The 20,801-nt window shown below is 65.2% G+C and carries 17 protein-coding genes, 1 other RNA gene and 1 pseudogene; 15 read left to right on the top strand and 4 right to left on the bottom strand.

From position 1 onward, the window contains the following. Window positions 1-116: 116 nt before the first annotated feature. The 5 genes and pseudogenes from ACP2YP_RS30615 to ACP2YP_RS30595 all read left to right on the top strand — a co-directional run bounded on the left by ACP2YP_RS30615 (window position 117) and on the right by ACP2YP_RS30595 (window position 6,658). Entirely contained in the window at window positions 117-1,424 is a 1,308-nt protein-coding gene (locus ACP2YP_RS30615) for an HlyD family efflux transporter periplasmic adaptor subunit (protein WP_426419947.1), read from the top strand. A 30-nt stretch (window positions 1,425-1,454) separates the two neighbouring features. Beyond that, the gene (locus ACP2YP_RS30610) at window positions 1,455-3,041 is read left to right on the top strand and encodes a DHA2 family efflux MFS transporter permease subunit (protein ID WP_426419946.1); all 1,587 of its coding nucleotides are present in this window, start codon (window positions 1,455-1,457) and stop codon (window positions 3,039-3,041) included. A gap of 125 nt (window positions 3,042-3,166) precedes the next feature. Continuing rightward, window positions 3,167-3,391, top strand: a complete 225-nt coding sequence (locus tag ACP2YP_RS30605; RefSeq protein WP_426419945.1) for a hypothetical protein — start codon at window positions 3,167-3,169, stop codon at window positions 3,389-3,391. A gap of 4 nt (window positions 3,392-3,395) precedes the next feature. Next, complete coding sequence (locus tag ACP2YP_RS30600; RefSeq protein WP_426419944.1) at window positions 3,396-5,195, top strand: ABC transporter ATP-binding protein; 1,800 nt, start codon at window positions 3,396-3,398, stop codon at window positions 5,193-5,195. Between the two features lie 55 nt (window positions 5,196-5,250). Beyond that, window positions 5,251-6,658: pseudogene (locus ACP2YP_RS30595) on the top strand (MATE family efflux transporter). On the opposite strand, the gene ACP2YP_RS30590 reads toward ACP2YP_RS30595, so the two are convergent. Beyond that, the gene (locus ACP2YP_RS30590) at window positions 6,655-7,398 is read right to left on the bottom strand and encodes a sulfite exporter TauE/SafE family protein (protein WP_426419943.1); all 744 of its coding nucleotides are present in this window, start codon (window positions 7,396-7,398) and stop codon (window positions 6,655-6,657) included. The pseudogene ACP2YP_RS30595 and the gene ACP2YP_RS30590 overlap by 4 nt on opposite strands. 337 nt (window positions 7,399-7,735) lie before the next feature. On the opposite strand from ACP2YP_RS30590, the gene ACP2YP_RS30585 reads away from it, so the two are divergent. Continuing rightward, on the top strand, window positions 7,736-8,017 hold the full coding sequence (locus ACP2YP_RS30585) for a hypothetical protein (RefSeq protein ID WP_426419942.1): 282 nt from the start codon (window positions 7,736-7,738) through the stop codon (window positions 8,015-8,017). Window positions 8,018-8,085: 68 nt separating this feature from the next. On the opposite strand, the gene ACP2YP_RS30580 is transcribed toward ACP2YP_RS30585, so the two are convergent. Continuing rightward, window positions 8,086-9,462, bottom strand: coding sequence for a PLP-dependent aminotransferase family protein (locus ACP2YP_RS30580; RefSeq protein WP_426419941.1), 1,377 nt, complete (start codon window positions 9,460-9,462; stop codon window positions 8,086-8,088). A gap of 79 nt (window positions 9,463-9,541) precedes the next feature. On the opposite strand from ACP2YP_RS30580, the gene ACP2YP_RS30575 reads away from it, so the two are divergent. Beyond that, a complete protein-coding gene (locus tag ACP2YP_RS30575) occupies window positions 9,542-9,973 on the top strand; it encodes a DUF983 domain-containing protein (protein WP_426419940.1) in 432 nt (143 codons plus the stop codon). Window positions 9,974-10,036: 63 nt separating this feature from the next. Continuing rightward, the gene (locus ACP2YP_RS30570) at window positions 10,037-10,750 is read left to right on the top strand and encodes an alpha/beta fold hydrolase (protein ID WP_426419939.1); all 714 of its coding nucleotides are present in this window, start codon (window positions 10,037-10,039) and stop codon (window positions 10,748-10,750) included. Window positions 10,751-10,978: 228 nt separating this feature from the next. Here ACP2YP_RS30570 and rnpB read toward each other — a convergent pair. After that, window positions 10,979-11,406, bottom strand: an RNA gene (gene rnpB / locus ACP2YP_RS30565) — RNase P RNA component class A. Window positions 11,407-11,554: 148 nt separating this feature from the next. Here rnpB and ACP2YP_RS30560 point away from each other — a divergent pair. Beyond that, window positions 11,555-11,905, top strand: a complete 351-nt coding sequence (locus ACP2YP_RS30560) for a YciI family protein (RefSeq protein WP_426419938.1) — start codon at window positions 11,555-11,557, stop codon at window positions 11,903-11,905. Next, window positions 11,902-13,131: an RNA polymerase sigma factor gene (locus ACP2YP_RS30555; RefSeq protein WP_426419937.1), complete on the top strand. Its 1,230-nt coding sequence runs from the start codon at window positions 11,902-11,904 to the stop codon at window positions 13,129-13,131. Before ACP2YP_RS30560 ends, ACP2YP_RS30555 begins: the two co-directional genes overlap by 4 nt. 109 nt (window positions 13,132-13,240) lie before the next feature. Here the strand turns inward: ACP2YP_RS30555 and ACP2YP_RS30550 are convergent, their stop codons facing one another. Then, on the bottom strand, window positions 13,241-14,023 hold the full coding sequence (locus tag ACP2YP_RS30550; RefSeq protein ID WP_426419936.1) for an N-acetylmuramoyl-L-alanine amidase: 783 nt from the start codon (window positions 14,021-14,023) through the stop codon (window positions 13,241-13,243). A 515-nt stretch (window positions 14,024-14,538) separates the two neighbouring features. Between ACP2YP_RS30550 and rsmH the strand changes: the two genes are divergently transcribed. From rsmH to ACP2YP_RS30525, 5 genes are all read left to right on the top strand, one after another. Beyond that, complete coding sequence (rsmH, locus tag ACP2YP_RS30545; protein ID WP_426419935.1) at window positions 14,539-15,528, top strand: 16S rRNA (cytosine(1402)-N(4))-methyltransferase RsmH; 990 nt, start codon at window positions 14,539-14,541, stop codon at window positions 15,526-15,528. Between the two features lie 3 nt (window positions 15,529-15,531). Then, entirely contained in the window at window positions 15,532-15,924 is a 393-nt protein-coding gene (gene ftsL / locus ACP2YP_RS30540) for a cell division protein FtsL (protein ID WP_426419934.1), read from the top strand. Beyond that, window positions 15,921-17,663 (top strand): peptidoglycan D,D-transpeptidase FtsI family protein, encoded by a 1,743-nt coding sequence (locus ACP2YP_RS30535; protein ID WP_426419933.1) that lies wholly within the window; start codon window positions 15,921-15,923, stop codon window positions 17,661-17,663. Before ftsL ends, ACP2YP_RS30535 begins: the two co-directional genes overlap by 4 nt. Window positions 17,664-17,746: 83 nt before the next feature. Next, window positions 17,747-19,219: a UDP-N-acetylmuramoyl-L-alanyl-D-glutamate--2,6-diaminopimelate ligase gene (locus tag ACP2YP_RS30530; protein ID WP_426419932.1), complete on the top strand. Its 1,473-nt coding sequence runs from the start codon at window positions 17,747-17,749 to the stop codon at window positions 19,217-19,219. Beyond that, a complete protein-coding gene (locus tag ACP2YP_RS30525; RefSeq protein ID WP_426419931.1) occupies window positions 19,216-20,595 on the top strand; it encodes a UDP-N-acetylmuramoyl-tripeptide--D-alanyl-D-alanine ligase in 1,380 nt (459 codons plus the stop codon). The genes ACP2YP_RS30530 and ACP2YP_RS30525 overlap by 4 nt, the downstream gene beginning before the upstream one ends. The last annotated feature ends 206 nt before the right edge of the window (window positions 20,596-20,801 follow it).

Here is a 20,801-nt window from a genome sequence, read left to right as displayed (position 1 = left end):
GTCCAGGAATATTAGTAGATTGACCGAACCGTTCGGTCAATGGTAATTGGAATGGGCGAGCGGAAAGCAGCCGTGCGACGGCTGCTCCGGGTCGCGTTTTGATTGGGGAGGCCTTTATGGCCACGTCGAGAGACCAGGCTGCGCGCGTCCTTCGCCAGGAAGCGGTGGAGACGACGGTGGCGGATGGTGAAGCTGCGACCGGGACACCCGCAGTGCTCGCCGAGCAGCTGCGGTCTCATGTGACTGAAGAAACCAAACGCCGCACCGGCGAGGCGCCGGAGAAGCCCGTCACCGACCAGCCGGCCCCGACCGTCCCCGCCGCTGCCGCGCCAAAATCCGGCAAGCGCAAATTCGTCATGATGGGAATCGGCCTGGTGCTCGCGCTCGCGGCGGCAAGCTATGCCGGCTACTACACGCTGGTCGGCCGCTTCTTCGTCTCCACCGACGACGCTTATGTCCGCGCCAACAACACCATGCTGGGCGCGCGCGTGTCGGGCCACATCTCCTCGATCCTGGCCGGTGACAACACGCTGGTGCATGCCGGCGACACCGTGCTGCGCATCGACGACGGTGACTACAAGATCGCGGTCGATGCCGCCGCGACCCGGATCGCGACCCAGCAGGCCACCATCGATCGCATCGGCCGCCAGGTCGCGGCGCTCGACAGCCAGGTCGCGCAGGCCAAGGCGCAGCTCGTCTCTGCCGAGGCGGGCCTCAAGCGCGCCGATCTCGACTATGAGCGCCAGCAGGCGCTGAGCAACAAGGGCTTTGCCTCGCGCGCCACGTTCGAGACCTCGGAAGCCGGACGCGACCAGGGCGCCGCCGCAGTCAAGGCCGCGCAGGCCGCCTACGATGTCGCGGTGAGCAATGTCGATGTCGCCAAGGCACAGCAGGTCGAAGCCCAGGCACAGCTTGCCGAGCTCAAGACCACGCTCGCCAAAGCCGAGCGCGACCTCGCCTTCACGGCGGTGCGCGCCCCGGTCGACGGCATCTTCTCCAACCGTCTCGTCAGCGCCGGCGACTTCGTTGCCGTCGGCCAGCGCCTCGGCAATGTCGTACCGCTCGACGACGTCTATATCGACGCCAATTTCAAGGAGACCCAACTCAAGCGCATCCGTCCCGGCCAGCCGGTGACGATCAAGGTCGATGCCTACGGCATGCGCAAGTTCTCCGGCGTCGTCGACAGCATCGCAGCGGGCTCCGGCTCCGTGTTCACGCTGCTGCCGCCGGACAACGCCACCGGCAATTTCACCAAGATCGTGCAGCGCGTGCCGGTCCGCATTCGCGTGCCGAAGGAGGTTGCCAAGCAGAACCTGCTCCGCGCCGGCATGTCGATCTACGCGACGGTCGACACCAACAAGGGTGCCGCCGACGCCGACAGCGAGATCGATCTCGACGATCCCACCATGATCCATCCGCAGTAGGCGCGCGACCCAGCGCTGCGAGGTCAGACCATGGCAAACGCCACGACTGCTTCACCTGCCATGATGGCGGCAGCCGCTTCGGAGCGCATCGCGCCGAAGCGGCTGTTCGCCTTCATCATCATGGTGTTCGGGATGTTCATGTCGATCCTGGACATCCAGATCGTCTCGGCTTCACTGAGCGAAATCCAGGCCGGCCTGTCGGCAAGCTCGAGCGAGGTCTCCTGGGTCCAGACCGCCTATCTGATCGCCGAAGTGATCGCGATCCCGCTGTCAGGCTTCCTGTCGCGCGCCTTCGGCACGCGGCTGCTATTTGCGATTTCGGCGGCCGGCTTCACGATTTCGAGCCTGCTCTGCGGCTTCGCCACCACGATCGAGGAGATGATCCTCTGGCGCGCGCTCCAGGGCTTTCTCGGCGCCGGCATGATCCCGACGGTGTTCGCCTCGGCCTACACCGTGTTCCCGCGTTCGAAATTCCATATCGTCGGCCCCATCATCGGGCTTGTTGCGACCTTAGCTCCCACGATCGGACCGACGGTCGGCGGCTACATCACCGATTTGATGTCGTGGAACTGGCTGTTCTTCATCAACGTCGTGCCCGGCATCGGCATCACCCTCGGCGTGTGGGCGCTGGTCGATTTCGACGAGCCGCATTTCGAGCTGCTCGATCGCTTCGACTGGTGGGGCCTGATCTTCATGGCCGGCTTCCTCGGCACGCTGGAATACGTGCTGGAAGAAGGTCCGCAATATGAATGGCTGCAGGACACGACCGTGGCGATCTGCGCCTGGATCTGCGTCGTCTCGGCGATTGCCTTCTTCGTCCGCGTCTTCACGGCGGCCGAGCCGATCGTCAACCTGCGCACCTTCACCAACCGCAATTTTGCGGTTGGCTGCGTGCTCCAATTCTGCATCGGCATCGGCCTCTACGGACTGACCTACATTTATCCGCGCTATCTTGCGGAAGTGCGTGGCTACAGCGCGTTGATGATCGGCGAGACCATGTTCGTCTCCGGAATCACCATGTTCCTGGTCGCGCCGCTGGTCGGTCGCCTGATGGCGAAGTACGACATGCGCTACATGATCGCGTTCGGCCTGATCGTGTTCGCGATCGGCTCCTACCAGATGACCTGGATCACGCGCGACTACGATTTCTACGAGCTGCTGATGCCGCAGATCCTGCGCGGCATCGGCATGATGTTCGCAATGGTGCCGACCAACAACATCGCACTCGGCACGCTGCCGCCCGACAAGGTGAAGAATGCGAGCGGCCTGTTCAATTTGATGCGCAATCTCGGCGGTGCGGTCGGGCTCGCTGTCATCAACACCGTGCTCAACGATCGCGCCGACCTGCACATCACGCGTCTGCAGGAGCGCGTGACCTGGGGCAATGCGACCGCGACCGAAACCCTGACCATGCTCCAGCAGAAGTTCCAGGGCCTGGGCGACTCCACCCTGATGGCAATGAAGCAGCTCAGCCAGATCGTGCACCGCCAGGCCGTGGTGATGAGCTTTGGCGACGCCTTCTTCATTCTGACCTTGTTCTATCTGAGCCTCAGCGTCCTGGTCACGCTGCTGAACAAGCCGGCCTCGCCGTTCGGCGCCGGCGGCGACGCGCATTAGCGGCCACACGATCGGTGTCGTCGCACCAAAATGCAACACTCGCGCGTGATCTCGCGCGAGGCCGTTGCAAATCGCGAATCATACATCTATAAAGCGCACCTCATTCAATCGAACCGGGGAGAGATTTGCATGATTTCGTCGCATTCGCAGATCGCGTTTCCGCGCTCGATGATGATCTGGCTCGGTACATATTCGGCCTGCTAGAGGCCACTTCCGCCAGCTTCGATTGGGCTTTTTTCCCGATCGCTCCGCCTCCCAAGTCAAAATCAGTTCAAAGTGACGCCGTCTCGGCCTTCGCGGCCGGCCTGCGTCCATCGATGGAGCCGGCCCGCGGCAAAGCGGCCGGATGACGCCATGACCGCTCTGTCAAAAAAGCCCGCGGCTATTCGCGTGGTCCTGCCCTTCGTGTTCTGGCACTGGCTGAATCAGCCGGGGCGCACGCTCGCCATTGCCGCCGGTCTACTCGGCGCGACTGTCGCCGACCTGTTCATGCCGGTGTTTTCAGGACATCTGGTCGATGCGCTGACGCGTGGCCCGTCCGATCCTGCTGCCCGCCACGCCGCGCTGGTGGCGCTGGGCGGCATCGTGGTGCTGGGCGCAGCGTCGATGGTGTTGCGCCTGACCGGCTTGCAAGTGATCGTGCCGTTTACGCTGAAGATCATGTCGGACGTGGCGCAGGACGCATTTCTGCGCGTGCAGCGCTTCTCGACCGACTGGCACGCCAACTCCTTCGCGGGCTCGACCGTGCGCAAGATCACGCGCGGCATGTGGGCGCTCGATTTGTTGAACGACACCCTTCTGCTGGCGCTGCTGCCGTCGCTGGTCGTGCTGATCGGATCGATGATCCTGCTCGGCGTGCACTGGGCCTCGCTCGGCGCGGTGATCGCGCTCGGTGCGGCCGCCTATGTGACGATGACGGTGCTGTTCTCGACGCGCTACATCGCGCCGGCCGCGCGCGTGTCCAACGCCTGGGACACCAAGGTGGGCGGCACGCTGGCGGATGCGCTGACATGCAATGCGGTGGTGAAGTCGTTCGGCGCGGAAGCGCGCGAGGATGCACGGCTGGCCCGTGCCATCAAGCGCTGGCGCGTGCGGGTGCGGCGGACCTGGTTCCGCTACAACTACACCGCCATGGCGCAGCTCTCGCTGCTGCTATGCCTGCGCGGGTCGGTGATCGGCGGCTCGGTGCTGCTGTGGATATACGGGCATGCCTCGCCCGGCGACGTCACCTATGTGCTGACGAGCTACTACGTCATCCACGCCTATTTGCGTGACATCGGCATGCACATCAACAACCTCCAGCGCTCGGTCAACGACATGGAGGAGCTGGTGGCGATCCATGACGAGCCGATCGGCATCGCCGATGCCGGTGACGCGCGGCCGATCGCGATCGAAGGCGGCGAGATCGTGTTCGACGACGTCACGTTCCACTATGGCGGCCATCGCGCGCCGCTGTATGACGGGCTGTCGGTCAGGATCCGTGCCGGCGAGCGCGTCGGCCTCGTCGGTCGCTCCGGCTCCGGCAAGACGACGTTCGTCAAGCTGGTGCAGCGGCTCTACGACGTCACCGAAGGTCGGGTGCTGATCGATGGGCAGGATATCGCAAGGGCCACGCAGCAATCGCTGCGCAGCCAGATCGCGATCGTGCAGCAGGACCCGATCCTGTTTCACCGCTCGCTCGCCGAGAACATCGCCTATGGCCGGCCCGGTGCCAGCCTCGAGGCGATCGAGCAGGCGGCGCGGCTCGCGAATGCGCACGACTTCATCCTGCGCCTGCCGAAGGGCTACGGAACGCTGGTCGGCGAGCGCGGCGTGAAACTGTCGGGTGGCGAGCGGCAGCGCGTGGCGCTGGCGCGCGCCTTCCTGGCCGATGCGCCGGTGCTGATCCTGGACGAGGCGACCTCGAGCCTCGATTCGGAATCGGAGGCGCTGATCCAGCAGGCGATGGAGCGGCTGATGAAAGGCCGCACCTCGATCGTGATCGCGCACCGCCTGTCGACGGTGCGCAGCCTCGATCGCATCCTGGTGTTCGACCGCGGCGAAATCGTCGAGCAGGGCACGCATGCCGTGCTCGCGGCCAAGCCTGGCGGAATCTATCGCAGCCTGTTCGAGCGCCAGGTGGTGGAGCTCGGGCATATCGCAGCAGCGGAATGAGGCGCGCGGCGGCAGGGCGAAAGCCCCGCCGTCACGTCGTCGAGGATGGAGTGAGATGAAGGATCTGACGCGCGGCTCCATCGTGAGCCACATCCTGAGCATGGCGCCACCGATCGTGGTCGGCATGATCACGATCATGATCTGCCAGCTGGTCGACCTGTACTTCGTGTCCGGGCTCGGCGATGCCGCGGTTGCCGGCGTCGCTGCGGCCGGCAACGCCGGCTTCCTCGTCAACGCGCTGATGCAGATGCTCGGCGTCGGCACGGTGGCGCTGGTCGCGCATGCCGTGGGCCGCAAGGATCGCGACGACGCCAATCTCGTGTTCAACCAGGCGGTCGTCCTCTCGGTGCTGTTCGGGCTGTTGACGCTGCTCGGCGGCCTTGTGCTGGCGCGCCCTTATATGCGCGCGATTGCCAACGATGAGGCCACCATCAATGCCGGTACCACCTATTTTCTCTGGTTCATGCCGGCCTTAGCGCTGCAATTCGTCACGCAGGTGATGGCGGCCGCGCTGCGGGCCACGGGCATCGTGCGGCCGAGCATGCTGGTGCAGGTGCTCGCCGTCATCATCAACATCGCGCTGGCGCCGGTCCTGATCACGGGCTGGGGCACCGGATACGCGCTCGGTGTCGCCGGAGCGGGCCTGGCAAGCACGATCGCGGTCTTCATCGGCGTGCTGATGCTGTTTGCCTATTTCCGCAGGCTGGAGCGCTATGTCGCCTTCCATCCTGCGCAATGGCGTCCGCAATTGCGGCAGTGGAAGAGGATCCTCAATGTCGGCTTGCCCGCCGGCGGCGAGTTCGTGATGATCTTCATCTTCATGGCCGCGATCTATTACGTGCTGCGCGACCTTGGTCCGGCGGCCCAGGCGGGCTTCGGTATCGGCACGCGCGTCGTGGGCTTGATCCAGATGCCGGCCCTTGCCGTCTCGCTCGCGGCAGGGCCGATCGTCGGCCAGAATTTCGGTGCGGGCAATCATGAGCGGGTGCGGGAGACCTTCGTCAAGGCGGCGCTGATCGCGACCGTCGTGATGATCGCGCTGACGATCCTCGTGCAGCTCAAGCCTGGATTGTTGCTTGCCGGTTTCTCGAATGATCCGGAGACAATGAGCGTCGCGTTGCTGTTTCTGAAGATGATCTCGCTGAACATGGTGGCGCAGGGATTGATCTTCACCTGCTCCAGCATGTTCCAGGGCCTCGGCAACACCAAGCCGGTGTTGTGGAGCTCGGCGACGCGCGTCCTCACCTATTCCCTGCCGGCGATCTTTCTGTCGACGCGGCCGGGCTTTCGGATCGAGTACGTCTGGTATCTGTCGAACGCGGCGACGACGCTGCAGGCGGTCCAGAGCCTGTGGTTGCTGCGCCGCGAGTTCAGGGAAGCGGCTGGTGACGCGCCGGCAGCAGGATGCTCCGAAGCAGGCGGCGCCTGAGCCCGTTGCGCCTTCGGTGCGCGAGCCCGCCTAGAACGCGCCGATGCTGTTCCAGACGAGGGTAGCGCCCGACAGGAACAGCAGGCCGAGCACGACATCGCCAAAATGCTTGTCGCTCAGCGCGTGATAGACGCGCGCTCCCAGCCACGCGCCGATCAGCGTGCCCGGGAATGCGACCATCGCGAGCCAGACCACCTTGAACGCGACCAGGCCTGAGGCCGTCTGCAACACCAGTGCGGCGGCGAGCACGGTGAAATTGAACAGCTGGAAGATGCCGCGCCGCTCGTGCTTGTTCCAGCCGCGGATGTTGGCCCACAGGATCGGCAGCGGTCCGGATAGTCCGGCGAGCCCGCCCAAAATGCCGCCGGCAAATCCGATCGCACCATCGGCGATGCGGCCGCCGAAGGTGATGGCGAATTGCTTCTTGTTCAGGTACAGCGCGCTCGAGAAGACCAGCAGCAGCACGCCGACACTGAGCTTGAACACTTTTGGATCGGCGGAGGCGACCAGCATGGTCCCGAGCGGCACGCCGATCAAGCCGCCGATCAGGAACGGCCACACCAGCGACAGGTCAAAGCTCTTCCACATCGAGGGCAGCGTCGAGGTCTGCGCGATCACCGAACAGATCAGCACCAGGGGCACCGCGAGCGAGGGCGGCAGCACGTAGAGCCAGATGCCGAGCGCCATCAGCGCCGTGCCGAATCCCGCCAGCCCCGAGACGAAGCCGCCGGCCAGCGCGCCGAACAGGAGCAGCGCAATCGTGAACGTTTCCACCCCTAAGTTCCTGTTGTTGCGATCTCGTGATCACCGCACCGTGCATAGCACAGCCGCGGGCGTGGCGGTCAATGCATGCTTGCGCGCAACCGCGACCTGAAATCGTCGGGCATTTTCGAACGACACGCCCACGTAGTGCGCATAGGAATTTGGGCTAGCGGCTCGATGAGCGCAGCCTTGGTGATCCGCAGTCCCCGGGTTGGACAATGGAGAACGACCATAGAGGCGCCGCGCCCGTGATGCCACCGATGTGACTTATCGTGAACCCGCTCCTTGTTGGAACGGCGCGACCTGATTTGTATCTGAAGCGGGGCGGCTGTCGATTGGAGAGAAAGCGATGCGTATTATTCTGGCTTCGGGCCTTTTGATCGCCCTGGCGGGCTCTGCGAACGCGGCTACCGTGCACCACGCGCACCGGCACCATGTCATTGTTCGTCCCGATCAGGGCGGAGCCGCCTCAGACCCCGCTTCGGCTTTTGGCTACGCGCCATCCGGGCCGGCGATCTACCGCCGCGCGGCACCGTACGGTGAAAACAATGACCTGTATCCGGGAGCTTCCCAGGGTTACGCGCCTGGCGAACGCGAGCAATTTATCGACAGCGTGAGACAAGGTGGCTAGATCGCGCAAGCATACCGGATGATCTTGCCAACTGCGATCGCCGAGATGCAGACGCAGGTCTTCGCGCCTTAGACGATCTGCCTGGTATCGGCGAGCCTCTGCAGCGCGCCGATCAGAATCCGAAGTGCTTGCGTGAGCTCCGCGCGGTTGCGCGCGGCGCCGAGCGAAAGCCGCGCAGCGTTCGGCGGGTTGCCGTCAACCACAAAAGAGTCGCTGGCCACGACGGCGAGCCCATCGCGCAACAGCTGCGCGGTGACATCGCGGCGGCCCAATCCCTCCGGCAGCCGCAGCCACAAATGATGTGCGGCGGGTTTTGCCTGGAACTGAAAACCCTTCAATGCGCGCTGTGCCAATTGCTGGCGGCCGACGGCCTCGTTGCGGATCGCGGTGATGATGCGGTCGGCGACGCCGGTCTCGAGCCAGTGCGTCACCAGCGCGACCATCAGCGGTGCCGGCATCTGCACGGTCGCCTGGAGATGGCCGCGCATCTGAAGCTGCGCGCCGCTATTGGGTGTGAGCAGATAAGCGACGCGCAGCGCCGGCGCGATGCATTTTGACAATGTGGTCGCCAGATATGTCCGCTCTGGGATGAGGTTGGAGATCGGCGCTGCCGAGCGATCGAGCAGCCCGTAGGCGTCGTCCTCGATCAGCAGCGTATCGGCGTCGCGGACGATTTTGGCGATCGCGCTGCGACGCTCGGGGGCAAGAGTCGCCGTGGTCGGATTGTGCAGCGTCGGAATGAGATAGACGGCCCTCGGCCGGTGCGTGCGGCAAGCCTTCGCCAGCGCATCGGGCAGCACGCCGCCGTCATCCATGGCGACGCCGACGAGCTTGACGCCGAGTTGTGCTGCTGCGGCCTTGATGCCGGGGAAGGTGAGGGCCTCTGTCAGCACAATGTCGCCGGACCGCGCAAGGTGCGCGAGCAGGTTGAACAGGATCGTCTGCGCGCCGGGAAAGATCACGAGCCTATCGGCATGCGCATGCGGAACGCGTGCGCGCATCCAGCGCGCGGCGACCTCGCGCTCATGCGCGCTGCCGCCGGGCGGCTGGTAATTCAGGAATGCGGTCAGTCCCGATTGCGCGCGAAGGGCTTCGAGGCCAGCGATGATGCGCTCGTCGAGCTGCGCTTCGAGGGGATGCGGCGGCACGTTCATCGAGAGGTCGATCGCGACGGGATGCGGCAGGTCGACCACGCGGCGTGCGCTGGTCTCCGACACGAACGATCCCTGGCCGACCCGGGCCTCCATGATGCCGCGGCGCCGCGCCTCGGTGTAGGCGCGCGTCACCGTGGTCAGATCGATGCCGAGCGCCTTGGCGAGGGCGCGCTGCGTCGGCAATTGCTGCCCACGCACCAGCCGGCCGGCGGCGATATCGGCTTCCATGGCCTCGACGATGCGCTGATAACGCGGCCCGCTCAGCTCCGAGATTGTAGGAGTCCAGTCCATGCAATTTGGGCCCATATCCTTTGAATGTATGGATGCAAGATATTATTGTATGGATCAGCAAAACGGAAGAGGTGTCGTCATGGCGACCGGTTCAGTCTCTCTGGCAAAGGCGATGTGGCGCGGTTTTCGCGGCAAGTGCCCGAACTGCGGCGAAGGGCATATGTTCGGGCGTTTCCTCAAGGTCGCCGACAGCTGCGATCATTGCGGCGAGGAGCTGTTCCACCAGCGCGCCGATGACTTCCCGGCCTATCTGGTGATGGTCGTGGTCGGCCATCTCGTGGTGCCGGCGATCCTCGTGATCGAGACCGCTTATGCACCGCCGGTCTGGCTGCAGCTCGCGGTATGGCTGCCGGTGACGCTGTTTGCCTCGCTCGCTTTGCTGCAGCCAACCAAGGGCGCCATCGTCGGACTGCAATGGCAGATCGGCATGCACGGCTTCGAGGCAAGCAAGCTGCGGCGGGAAGCCGGTCAGCTTGCGCCCGTGCTGGCGAAGGAGCCGCGCGCGGCCTGACGCCCGGCGGCGTTTACATCAGCTACACTCCATCGTATCAAAACAAGAACGATGGAAGCGCCGATGACCCCACGCGCAAAAACCTTCCTGCTTTGTCATGGCGCGTGGTCCGGCGGATGGGCCTGGAAGAAGATCCATCCGCTGATGGCGCAGGCCGGCCACCGCCTGGTCGCGCCGACCTACACCGGGCTCGGCGAGCGCGCGCATCTCGCCAGTCCGGCGGTCGATCTGGAGACACACATCCAGGACATCCTCAACGTCATCACATTCGAGGATCTCGGCGACATCGTGCTGCTCGGCCACAGCTATGGCGGGATGGTGGCGACCGGCGTTGCCGATCGCGCAAGAGAGCGCGTGGCGCAATTGATCTATCTCGACGCCTTCGTGCCGCGCGATGGCCAGTCGCTGTTCGATCTCAACGAGGCCGGGCGCGAGCCGATGCGCAAGGCTGCTGCCGCCGGCGACGGCTACCGCATCCCGCCGAACCCGCCGCCGCCGGATACGCCGCAAGCCGATCTCGATTGGCTCAACGCGCGCCGTATCAACATGCCGATCAAATGTTTCGAGACGAAGCTGAAGCTTCAACACGGCGAACCCGCGATGCCGCGCAGCTACATCTATTGCAAACGCATTCCGCCGGGCGACGTGTTCGGGCAGTTCGCGCAGCGGACGAAGACCGAGGAGGGCTGGCGCTATTTCGAGCTCGACGCCAGCCACGCGCCGAACGTGACCGCGCCGGAAGCGTTGATGGGCGTGTTGGAGAAGATCGTCGCCTGACCCACGCCCGTCATTCCGGGCCTGCGTAGCACGAGCCCGGAATCCATTTCTCCACTAACTCTGCGGCCTGATGGATTCCGGGCTCTCGCTTCGCGAGCCCCGGAATGACAGCCGGGCCAAAAATGGTGAGGGGTCCGATGCGCTAACATCGAACCCCTCGTTGCTTCTTCAGCAAGACGCGTTTTCTTCACGCGAACCGGAAAACCACTTCGCTCGAAAACGCTTTAGAATATCAGCCGGCCTGTAAGCCGGGTTCTGTAAGGCACCGTCCGCTTGCGCGAACGATACGTGACGGCCATTCCTCTGGGACCATGTTTGCACATGGCCTCGAGCAACCTACCCGGACGGCGGGCCTGACATCGCCCCGCGGCGTTATCGCTCAAAGCGAACAGCCCGCTACGCCGTCCCTATTCGGTTTTGCTCCCGGTGGGGTTTACCATGCCGGCTCCGTTGCCGGACCCGCGGTGCGCTCTTACCGCACCTTTTCACCCTTACCCCGCGAAGCCCGAAGGCGAAGCGGGGCGGTTCGTTCTCTGTGGCACTTTCCCTGGGGTTGCCCCCGCCGGACGTTATCCGGCACCGTATGTCAAGGGAGCCCGGACTTTCCTCCCCGGCGGCCTTTCGGCACTTGCCGGAGCGGCCGTCCGGCCGACTGACGGCCTAGGCAATGGGCATTTGTGACGGTTTCGTCAAGGCGATATCGCGCAGCAGGCGGTCTGCAAATAATTTATCCTGAAGATGTCGTTTGGTGTGTGCCCCGTTCGACTGGATGTCGGGAATCCCCCGAACAATAGGAGTTAAACGATGCAGTATCTGCTGCTGATCTACCGGAGCGAAGCGGAATTGAACAAGATGACCCCCGCAGACCGTCAGGCGATGTCGGCGGAGTATGGCACTTACACGCAGTCCATCGTCCAGAGCGGCCATTTCAAGGCCGGCGACGGCCTTCAGCCGAGCACGACGGCGACCACGGTGCGTGTGCGCGACGGCAAGACCATGACGACCGACGGTCCGTTCGCGGAAACCCGCGAGCAGCTCGGCGGCTACTATCTGGTTGAGGCCAAGGATCTCGACACTGCCATTGCGCTGGCAGCACGAATTCCCAACGCCAGGGATGGGTCGATCGAAGTCAGGCCGATCATGATCTACAAGTGATCTCGGCCACCGACATCGACAGGATATTCCGCGACGAGGCGGGGCGGGCGCTTGCCACCCTGATCCGCCTCGTCGGCGATTTCGATCTGGCCGAGGATGCGCTCCAGGATGCGTTCGCGGTTGCGCTGGAGCGCTGGGCGGCCGGCGAAGTCCCCGACAATCCGCGCGCCTGGCTGGTCAATGTCGGCCGCAATAAGGCGATCGACCGTGTGCGTCGCCAGGCTGCTTTCCGCGGCAAGCAGCAGGCGCTCCTGCTCGAGCTCAATGCAGACCCGCCGGCCGAACAGCCGGCGATGCTCGACGACGACATGCTGCGGCTGATCTTCACCTGCTGCCATCCGGCGTTCGCGACCGAAGTCCAGGTCGCGCTGACGCTGCGCACGGTCTGCGGCCTCTCCATCGCGCAGGTCGCGCGCGCTTTCCTCATCAGTGAGGACGCGATGGCGCAGCGCCTCGTCCGCGCCAAGGCGAAGATCAGGCTTGCCGGCATTCCCTATGAAGTGCCCGAGCGCGAGGCGCTGGCGCCGCGGCTCGATGGCGTGCTCGCCGTCATCTATCTCGTCTTCACCGAAGGCTATGTCGCAACCGCGGGCACGCACCTGATGCGGCCTGACCTTGCGGTCGAGGCGATCAGGCTCGGTCGCTTGCTCGACCAGCTGATGCCTGACCGCGCGGGGATCAAAGGGTTGCTGGCGCTGATGCTGCTGCACGATGCGCGCCGTGCCGGTCGCGAGACCGCGGCCGGCGACATCGTTCTTCTGGAAGAGCAGGACCGCTCGCTCTGGGATCGCGCGCAGATCGAGCAAGGCCTGCGTCTTGTCGATCACGCGCTGCGCGTGCCGGGCCGGCCGCAGCCTTATGCGGTGCAGGCCGCGATCGCGGCGCTGCATGCCCGCGCACCGAGCTTCGAGGAGACCGATTGGCCGCAGATCGCCGGCCTCTACGAAGTGCTGCTGCGCATCAGCCTGTCCCCGGTGATCGAGCTCAACCATGCCGCCGCAGTCTCGATGGTCGACGGTCCGGCGCGCGCGCTCGATCTCGTCGACGCCATCACCGCGCGCGGCGGGCTGGACGGCTATGAGATGTTGCCGGCGGTGCGTGCCGATCTGTTGCGCCGGCTCGGCCGCCACGACGAGGCGCGCGAGGCTTATGTCGCGGCGACGGCGGCGACGCAGCTCGAGCCGTTGCGGCGGCTGTATGCGCGGCGAGTGCGGGAGATGGAGTAGTCGCCACATGATCCGTCATTGCGAGGAGCGAAGCGACGAAGCAATCCAGACTGTCGCTGCGGAAAGAGTCTAGATTGCTTCGCTTCGCTCGCAATGACGGCTTGCACCGTCACTTCGAGGCGACCGCGGCCCCATCCGCCGGCAGGCTCGCCAGCAGCGCCTGCAAGGTCGACAGCGTCGAGTGATCGGCAACGCCATCCAGGCGTGCGGGGCGGAAGTGGCGCTGGAAGGCGGTGACGACTTCCATCGTCGATGCATCGTATTTGCCGGTCAGCGGCACGCCGTAGCCGTAGCGTGCCAGCGCCTGCTGCAGGCTCAGCACCTCGCCGCTGATGGTGCCGAGCATCAGGGTTTCGCCGCGCACGACCGGCGCCGGCGTCACCCAGTGACCGACGCCGGAATTGGCCAGCGAATGCCAGGGAAATTTCTCGCCGGGATCCTTCTTGCGCGCGGGCGCGACGTCGGAATGGCCGAGCACCCGGTGCGGCGCCACCTTGCGGCGGAGCATGATGCCGCGGCACAGCGCGATGACCGCCGCAATCTGGCGCAGCGGATATTCCGGATAGCCCCAATCGTGGCCGCGATTGATGATCTCGATCCCGATCGAGCAGGAGTTGATGTCGTCCTCGCCTGCCCAGGACGAGGCGCCAGCGTGCCAGGCGCGCCTGGCCTCCGGTACGCATTGCACGATGCGGCCGTCTTCGAGCACGACATAATGGGCCGACACTTCGGTGCCGGCCGTGCACAGCCGCGCAAGCGCGCCCTCGACGTCGGGCATGCCGGTGTAGTGCAGCACGATCATGTCGGGCTGCCGTCCCTTGCTGCGCTCGCCGTGATTGGGCGAGGGAATGATGTCGGAGACGATCGACGAATCCGGCTCGAACGTCCGCATGGTCGCCGCGGCCTTGGGAACCGGGAGAACGCGCTGACGCTTCGAATCAGTGCCAGATGGCGTGGATGGACCGGACGACATAAACAGCTCAAGTCGGACAGAGAATGGGCCAAGCCCTCTTTACTATTCCTTTACCCTCCATTCCGCGCAATCGCGCGGTTCGGTTAACGGGCGCATTTTGGGCCAGTGTGTGGATGACGCATCACCGGCGGCCTTTTCGACTTGTAACGAGCCGATCAACGCTTTCTTAACGCTAAGGGCCGTTACTGAGGGGTGAAGAGCCGACCCGCGTCCTGAGGCGGCCAGAAGCGATTTTGGCTCGAAATCCCATGGCTGCCCGACATATTCCGCTGGGAGCACCGGGGTTGCCACCTGGGACGACCGGGCTCGGCGCGCATGCTGGCAAGTATGCTGGAGAGGGGTTGGGTCGTGGAACCGCCGCGACGCGGAATTATTCGAGGCGTGATGGGCTGCTTCGCCCCCGACTTTACCTGCACGTTCGGCAGGCGCGACGCATGAGCGACGCGCCGCACATTCCCGTGCTTGGCCGCGAGGCGATCGAGCATCTCGCGCCGCGCGAGGGCGGCATCTATGTCGATGCCACCTTTGGGGCCGGCGGCTACAGCCGAGCGATTCTCGACGTGCCGGGAACCCGCGTGATCGCGATCGACCGCGACCGCACGGCGATTGCCGGCGGTTCCGAGCTGGTCGCGCGCGCGGCCGGCCGGCTGACGCTGGTCGAAGACCGCTTCTCGCATCTCGCCGAGGTCTGCGCCGCGCAAGACGTCGACGCGGTCGACGGCGTCGTGATGGATGTCGGGGTGTCCTCGATGCAGCTCGACCAGGCCGGCCGCGGCTTCTCGTTCCGCCTCGACGGTCCGCTCGACATGCGCATGGGGCAGTCGGGGCCGACGGCTGCTGACGTCGTTGCGCGCGCCTCGGAAAGCGATCTCGCCGACATCATCTATCTCTTCGGCGAGGAGCGGCATTCGCGCCGCGTCGCTCGCGCCATCGTGGCTGATCGGCAGGAGACGCCGTTCACCACCACGCGCGCGCTTGCCGATCTGGTCGGCAGGGTGGTGCGCTCGAAGCCCGGCGACATTCATCCGGCGACGCGGACGTTCCAGGCCCTGCGCATCTTCGTCAATGAAGAGCTCGAGGAGCTCCAGACCGCGCTGGCGGCGGCCGAGCGCGTGCTCAAGCCGGGCGGCCGTCTGGTCGTGGTCTCGTTCCATTCGCTGGAAGACCGCATCGTCAAGAATTTCCTCTCCGAGCGCGCCAAGACTGGCGGCGGCTCGCGCCATCTGCCGGAAGTGGCGCAAGGCGCGCCGAGCTTCCGGCTTTTGACGCGGCGGCCCGTAATCGCCGGCGAGGCGGAGCTTGCGCACAATCCGCGTGCCCGTTCCGCAAAATTGCGCGCCGCCGAGCGCACTTCGGCGCCGGCGCATGACGATGCCGAGCCGTCGTCCTGGCCAAAACTCTCCGACGTGATGAGGGGCGGCTAGCACATGCGTTTCATCCACCTTCTCGTCATCGGCGCGCTGATCTTCGCGGCCGCCTATGTCTACCGGATCAAGATGGACTCCACCGCCCGCACCGAGAAGGTGCTGCGGCTGCACGCGGAGATCCGCGAGCAGCGCGACGCGATCGCGCAGCTGCGCTCCCAATGGGCTAAGCTCGATGCGCCCCTGCGCCTGCAGGGTCTCGTCGAGCGGCATCTGCCGCTCAAGCCCGTCAACGGCACGCAATATGATTCATTGAAGAACCTGCCGGACCGTCCGCCGCGGATGTTCAGGCCGGGCGAGCCTGATCCGATCGGGTCCATGATCAACACCATCGAAGCCGCGAGCGATCCGGATAGCGTGACGGGCTCCGTGCCCCAGCCCGAGGACAAGCAATGAGCGGTACGCCTCCGGTCAAGCCAACGGAACCGTGGCGGCAGCGGCTGATCCGCAGTCTGCTCTACGGGCGCAACGTCGATCGCGCCGTGAAGGCGCGCGCGCGCGTCGGGCTCGCAATGCTCGCCTTCGCCCTGGTCTACGCCCTGATCGGCAGCCGGCTCGTGATGTTCGCGATCGGTGCCGACGCTCATAGCGCGCGTCGGGCTGCCTCGCAGGAGGTGGTTGCGACCGCGCGGCCCGACATCGTCGATCGCAACGGCGCGATCCTCGCGACCGACGTCAAGGCGGCCAGCATGTTCGGCGAGCCGCGCCGCATCATCGACAAGGACGAGGCGATCGAGCTTCTGACCGCGACGGTACCCGACCTCGACGAAGCCGAGGTGCGCGACCGCCTGTCGACGCGCAAGGGGTTCGTCTGGTTGAAGCGCGAGATCACGGCGAAGCAGCAGCAGGACATCCACAAGCTCGGCATTCCCGGCATCGGCTTTCTGCGCGAGAACAAGCGTGTCTATCCGACCGGCAACGAGGTCGCCCATCTCATCGGTCTGGTCAACATCGACAACCAGGGCATCGCCGGCATGGAGAAGTGGCTCGACAACAACGGGCTCGCCGATCTCCACCGCGCGGGCTTTGCCACCGATCGCCTGCAAAAGCCGATCGAGCTGTCGGTGGATTTGCGCGTCGAGCACGCGCTGCGCGATGAGCTGCTCAAGGCCAAGGAGAAGTTCCACACCAAGGCGGCCTCCGGGCTTGTCACCAACGTCAACACCGGCGAAATCATCGCGATGGTCTCGGTGCCGGATTTCGATCCGAACAATCCGAAGGAAGCGCACGACCCGGACCGCATCAACCGCCTGACCACCGGCGTCTACGAGATGGGCTCGACCTTCAAGGCATTCACCCTCGCGATGGCGCTCGACACCGGCAAGTACGGTCTCGACTCGCTGTGGGACGCGCGCGGGCCGCTGCACTACGGCAAGTTCGCGATTCATGACGACGAGCCGAAAGGCCGTTTCCTGAACATGAAAGAAGTCTTCACCTTCTCCTCCAACGTCGGCGCGGCGCGGATTGCGCTGTCGCAGGGAGTGGAAGCCCACAAGGCGTTCCTGCGCAAAATGGGACAGCTCGATCGGTTGCGCACCGAGCTTCCGGAGAGCGCCTCGCCGATCCTGCCGCGGCGCTGGAGCGAATTGAACACCATCACCATCGCATTCGGCCACGGCATGGCGGTCGCGCCGTTGCAGGCCGTGATGGGCGTCAGCGCGCTCGCCAATGGCGGCCTGCTGATTCCCCCGACCTTCCTCAAGCGCTCCGAGGAGGAGGCGCGGGCGATCGCCAGGCGCGTCATCAAGCCCGAGACGTCGGACAAGATGCGTTTCCTGATGCGGCTAAATGCGGAAATCGGCACGGCGCGCAAGGCGGACGTGAAGGGCTATTATATCGGCGGCAAGACCGGTACCGCAGAAAAGGTGGTCAACGGCCGCTATGCCAAGAAGCGGGTGCTGACCGCGTTCACCGCGATCCTGCCGGCGGACAAGCCGAAATATCAGCTCCTGATCATGCTCGACGAGCCGCAGGCCCTGAAGGAAACCTACGGCTTCATCACGTCAGGCTGGAACGCCGTTCCCACCGCAGGCAACGTCATTACCCGTATCGGGCCGCTGCTCGGGATCGAGCCCCGTTTCGACCTGCCGCCCGCGGACCGCCTTATTCTTGCAGCATCCAGGGCAACCCAGTAATCAACTGGGGTGGCCCTCGCCGGTGCTGATTCGGCTTTTCCTGACGATTCGGCTTTCCGGCGCGGCATGTCGACTGGAAGACCATGAAGCTGTGTGAACTCTTGGGTCAGGACGTTTTGGGCAACGATGCCGCGATCGAGCCCGCTGTTGCGGCGCTCGAGCTGAGCGGCGTTGCGCTCGACAGCCGCGTGGTCAAGCCGGGCGATCTCTTCTTTGCGCTGGCCGGCAGCAAGACCGACGGTGCGCGCTTCATCGATGCTGCGATTGCAGCCGGCGCGGTGGCGGTGGTCGGCGATCATGCGCCCGATGGCTGCAAGGTGCCGTTCGTCCCTGTCGCCAATCCGCGCCGCGCGCTCGCACTGGCTGCTGCGAGATTCTTCCCGGCCCAGCCTGCGACGATTGCGGCGGTGACGGGAACCAGCGGCAAGACTTCGGTTGCCGCGTTCACGCGCCAGATCTGGGAGCGGCTGGGGCATGCCTCGGCCAGCATCGGCACCATCGGCCTCGTCTCGCCGAAACGCACCGTCTACGGTTCGCTGACGACGCCGGATCCGATTGCGCTGCACCGGCAACTCGATGAGATCGCGCGCGAGGGCGTGACGCATCTCGCCTTCGAAGCGTCGTCGCACGGGCTCGATCAATATCGCCTCGACGGTGTGCGCGTCTCCGCGGGCGGCTTCACCAATCTCTCGCGCGACCACATGGATTACCATCCGACCGTCGCGCATTACCTCGCAGCAAAACTCAGGCTGTTCCGCGAACTTGTTCCGCCCGGTGGCGCCGCGGTGATCTCGGCCGATCATGATTGCTCGGCGGAGGCGATCGACGCTGCGACGACGCGCGGCCTTCGCGTGATGGCGGTGGGCCGTCACGGCGACGGGGCAGGCGAGGGCATTCGCCTCACCGAGGCCGTGGTCGAAGGCTTCTCGCAAAAGCTGGCGCTCGAGCATCGTGGCAAGCGCTATGCAGTCCGGCTGCCGCTGGTCGGCGAATTCCAGATCGAGAACGCGCTGGTGTCGGCCGGCCTTGCCATCGGCACCGGCAGCGATGCCGCCAACGTGTTTGCGAGCCTCGAACATCTCGAGGGCGCCAAGGGCCGGCTCGAGCGGGTTGGCGAACGCAACGGCGCGCCGATCTTCGTCGACTATGCGCACAAGCCCGATGCGCTGGCGAAGGCGTTGCAGGCGCTGCGGCCCTACGCAAAGCGCAGGCTGATCGTCGTGTTCGGCGCCGGCGGCGATCGCGACGCCGGCAAGCGGTCGATCATGGGCGAAATCGCGGCTGAAAATGCCGATCGCGTCATCATCACCGACGACAATCCGCGCGGCGAGAAGCCGGAAGCCATTCGCGCCGCGATCCTCGCCACCGCGAAGGGCGCGCGCGAAATCGGCGACCGTGCGGCCGCGATCCGCGCTGCGATCGCGGAACTGGAAGATGGCGATGCGCTGCTCGTCGCCGGCAAGGGCCACGAGACCGGGCAGATCGTCGGCGGCGAGGTCCTGCCGTTCAGTGATCACGAGGCGGTTGCCGCCGCATTAGCATCGAGGGTCGCATGAGCGGGCCACTATGGACGGTTGCCGAGGTGGCGCGCGCGCTTGGCGCGACCGGCTCATTCCCGGACACGCCGATCGACTTCGTCACCCAGGACAGTCGCCTGGTGAAGCCGGGCAGCCTGTTCGTGGCGCTGAGCGGCACGCCGAGCGGCGGCTTCATCTCGGCCTTCGCCAGCGCGCGCGACGGCTGGGAGTTCGCGGACAAGGCGGAAGCGTCAGGCGCGGTGGCGATGATCGTGCCGCACGAGGTCGCGGGCGTTCGCATTCCGCAGATCGTCGTGAAGGACACGCTGATCGACGGCCTCTGGGGCCTCGCGCGTGCCGCACGCGCGCGTTTCAACGGGCCGGTGATCGGGCTGACCGGCAGTGCCGGCAAGACCAGCACCAAGGAGTTTCTGGCGGCCTATCCCAATGCCTATGCGAGCCCGTCGAGCTTCAACAATTTCTGGGGCGTGCCGCTGACGCTGTGCAACACCCGGCCCGATGCCAGCCTCTGGGTCGTCGAGATGGGCATGAATCAGACCGGTGAGATCGCGCGGCTCAGCGAATTGACGCGGCCGACCGTCGCGCTCGTCGTCAATGTCCAGCCGGTGCATCTGGAAAAGCTCGGCTCGCTCGACGCGATCCGCCGCGAGAAGGTGTCGATCGCGCTCGGCCTGCCCTCAGATGGCGTGCTGGTGCTGCCAGCCGGGATCAAGGCGCCCGACTGGAAGGGCAAGGTGGTGCGCTTCGGCGAGAAGGCCGAGGTGCACGAGGTTGCGCACGCGCCGCATGGCGAGAGCTGGCAGGTCGTGGCCGCGATCGGCAAGAAGGAGATCGCGTTCAGCCTCACGCCGGGCGCACCGCACCGCGTGCAGAATGCGCTCGCCGCCCTCGCCTCGGTTCATGCCGCGCATCTCGATGCTGCGACGCTTGCGATCAAGCTCGATCGCGTCGGCATCATGACCGGCCGCGGCGTGGAGCAGACAGTCGGCGGCGTGACCGTGATCGACGACAGCTTTAACGGCAATCCCGCGAGCGTCGCTGCTGCGGTGCAAAGCCTCCAGGCGCGGAACATGACCGGCGGCCGCCGCATTGCGGTGCTGGGCGACATGCTGGAACTGGGCGACGACGCACCGAGCTACCACACGGCGCTGACCAAGCATCTCGACGGCATCGACGGCATCTATTGCGTCGGGCCGCTGATGCGGCACCTCTATGACGCGCTTCCCGCCGGCAAAGGGCTCGGCTGGCACCACGATCCCGCCACGCTGAAGCCGGGCGAGGTCGCAAGCATGCTGAAGGCAGGCGATGTCGTGGTTGTCAAGGGCAGCAAGAAGATGTTCTGGGTCAACAAGTTTGTGCCGGGCCTAGTGGCCGCCTTGCAGGCAAAGGCGTAAACTGCTTGGAAGGCGCTGTTCCCGAATCCCGCCGTTTTGCGGCGCCAAGCCGGCAGGCGTCTTGCGGTCAGGTTTCTTGCCGTCAAGTTTCTTGCCGTAAGTTTCTTGGAGGTCGCCCGCCCCATGATGAAGACCAGGGAATGCGCGTGAGGCGAAATCTGCGTCTGAAAAAGCCTGCGTGCGAAAGGCGCCATAGGACCGTCTGA

Origin of the sequence: Bradyrhizobium genosp. A (assembly GCF_049949275.1) — a bacterium.
Taxonomy (GTDB): Bacteria; Pseudomonadota; Alphaproteobacteria; order Rhizobiales; family Xanthobacteraceae; genus Bradyrhizobium.
This window is presented reverse-complemented; position numbering and strand designations above follow the sequence as displayed.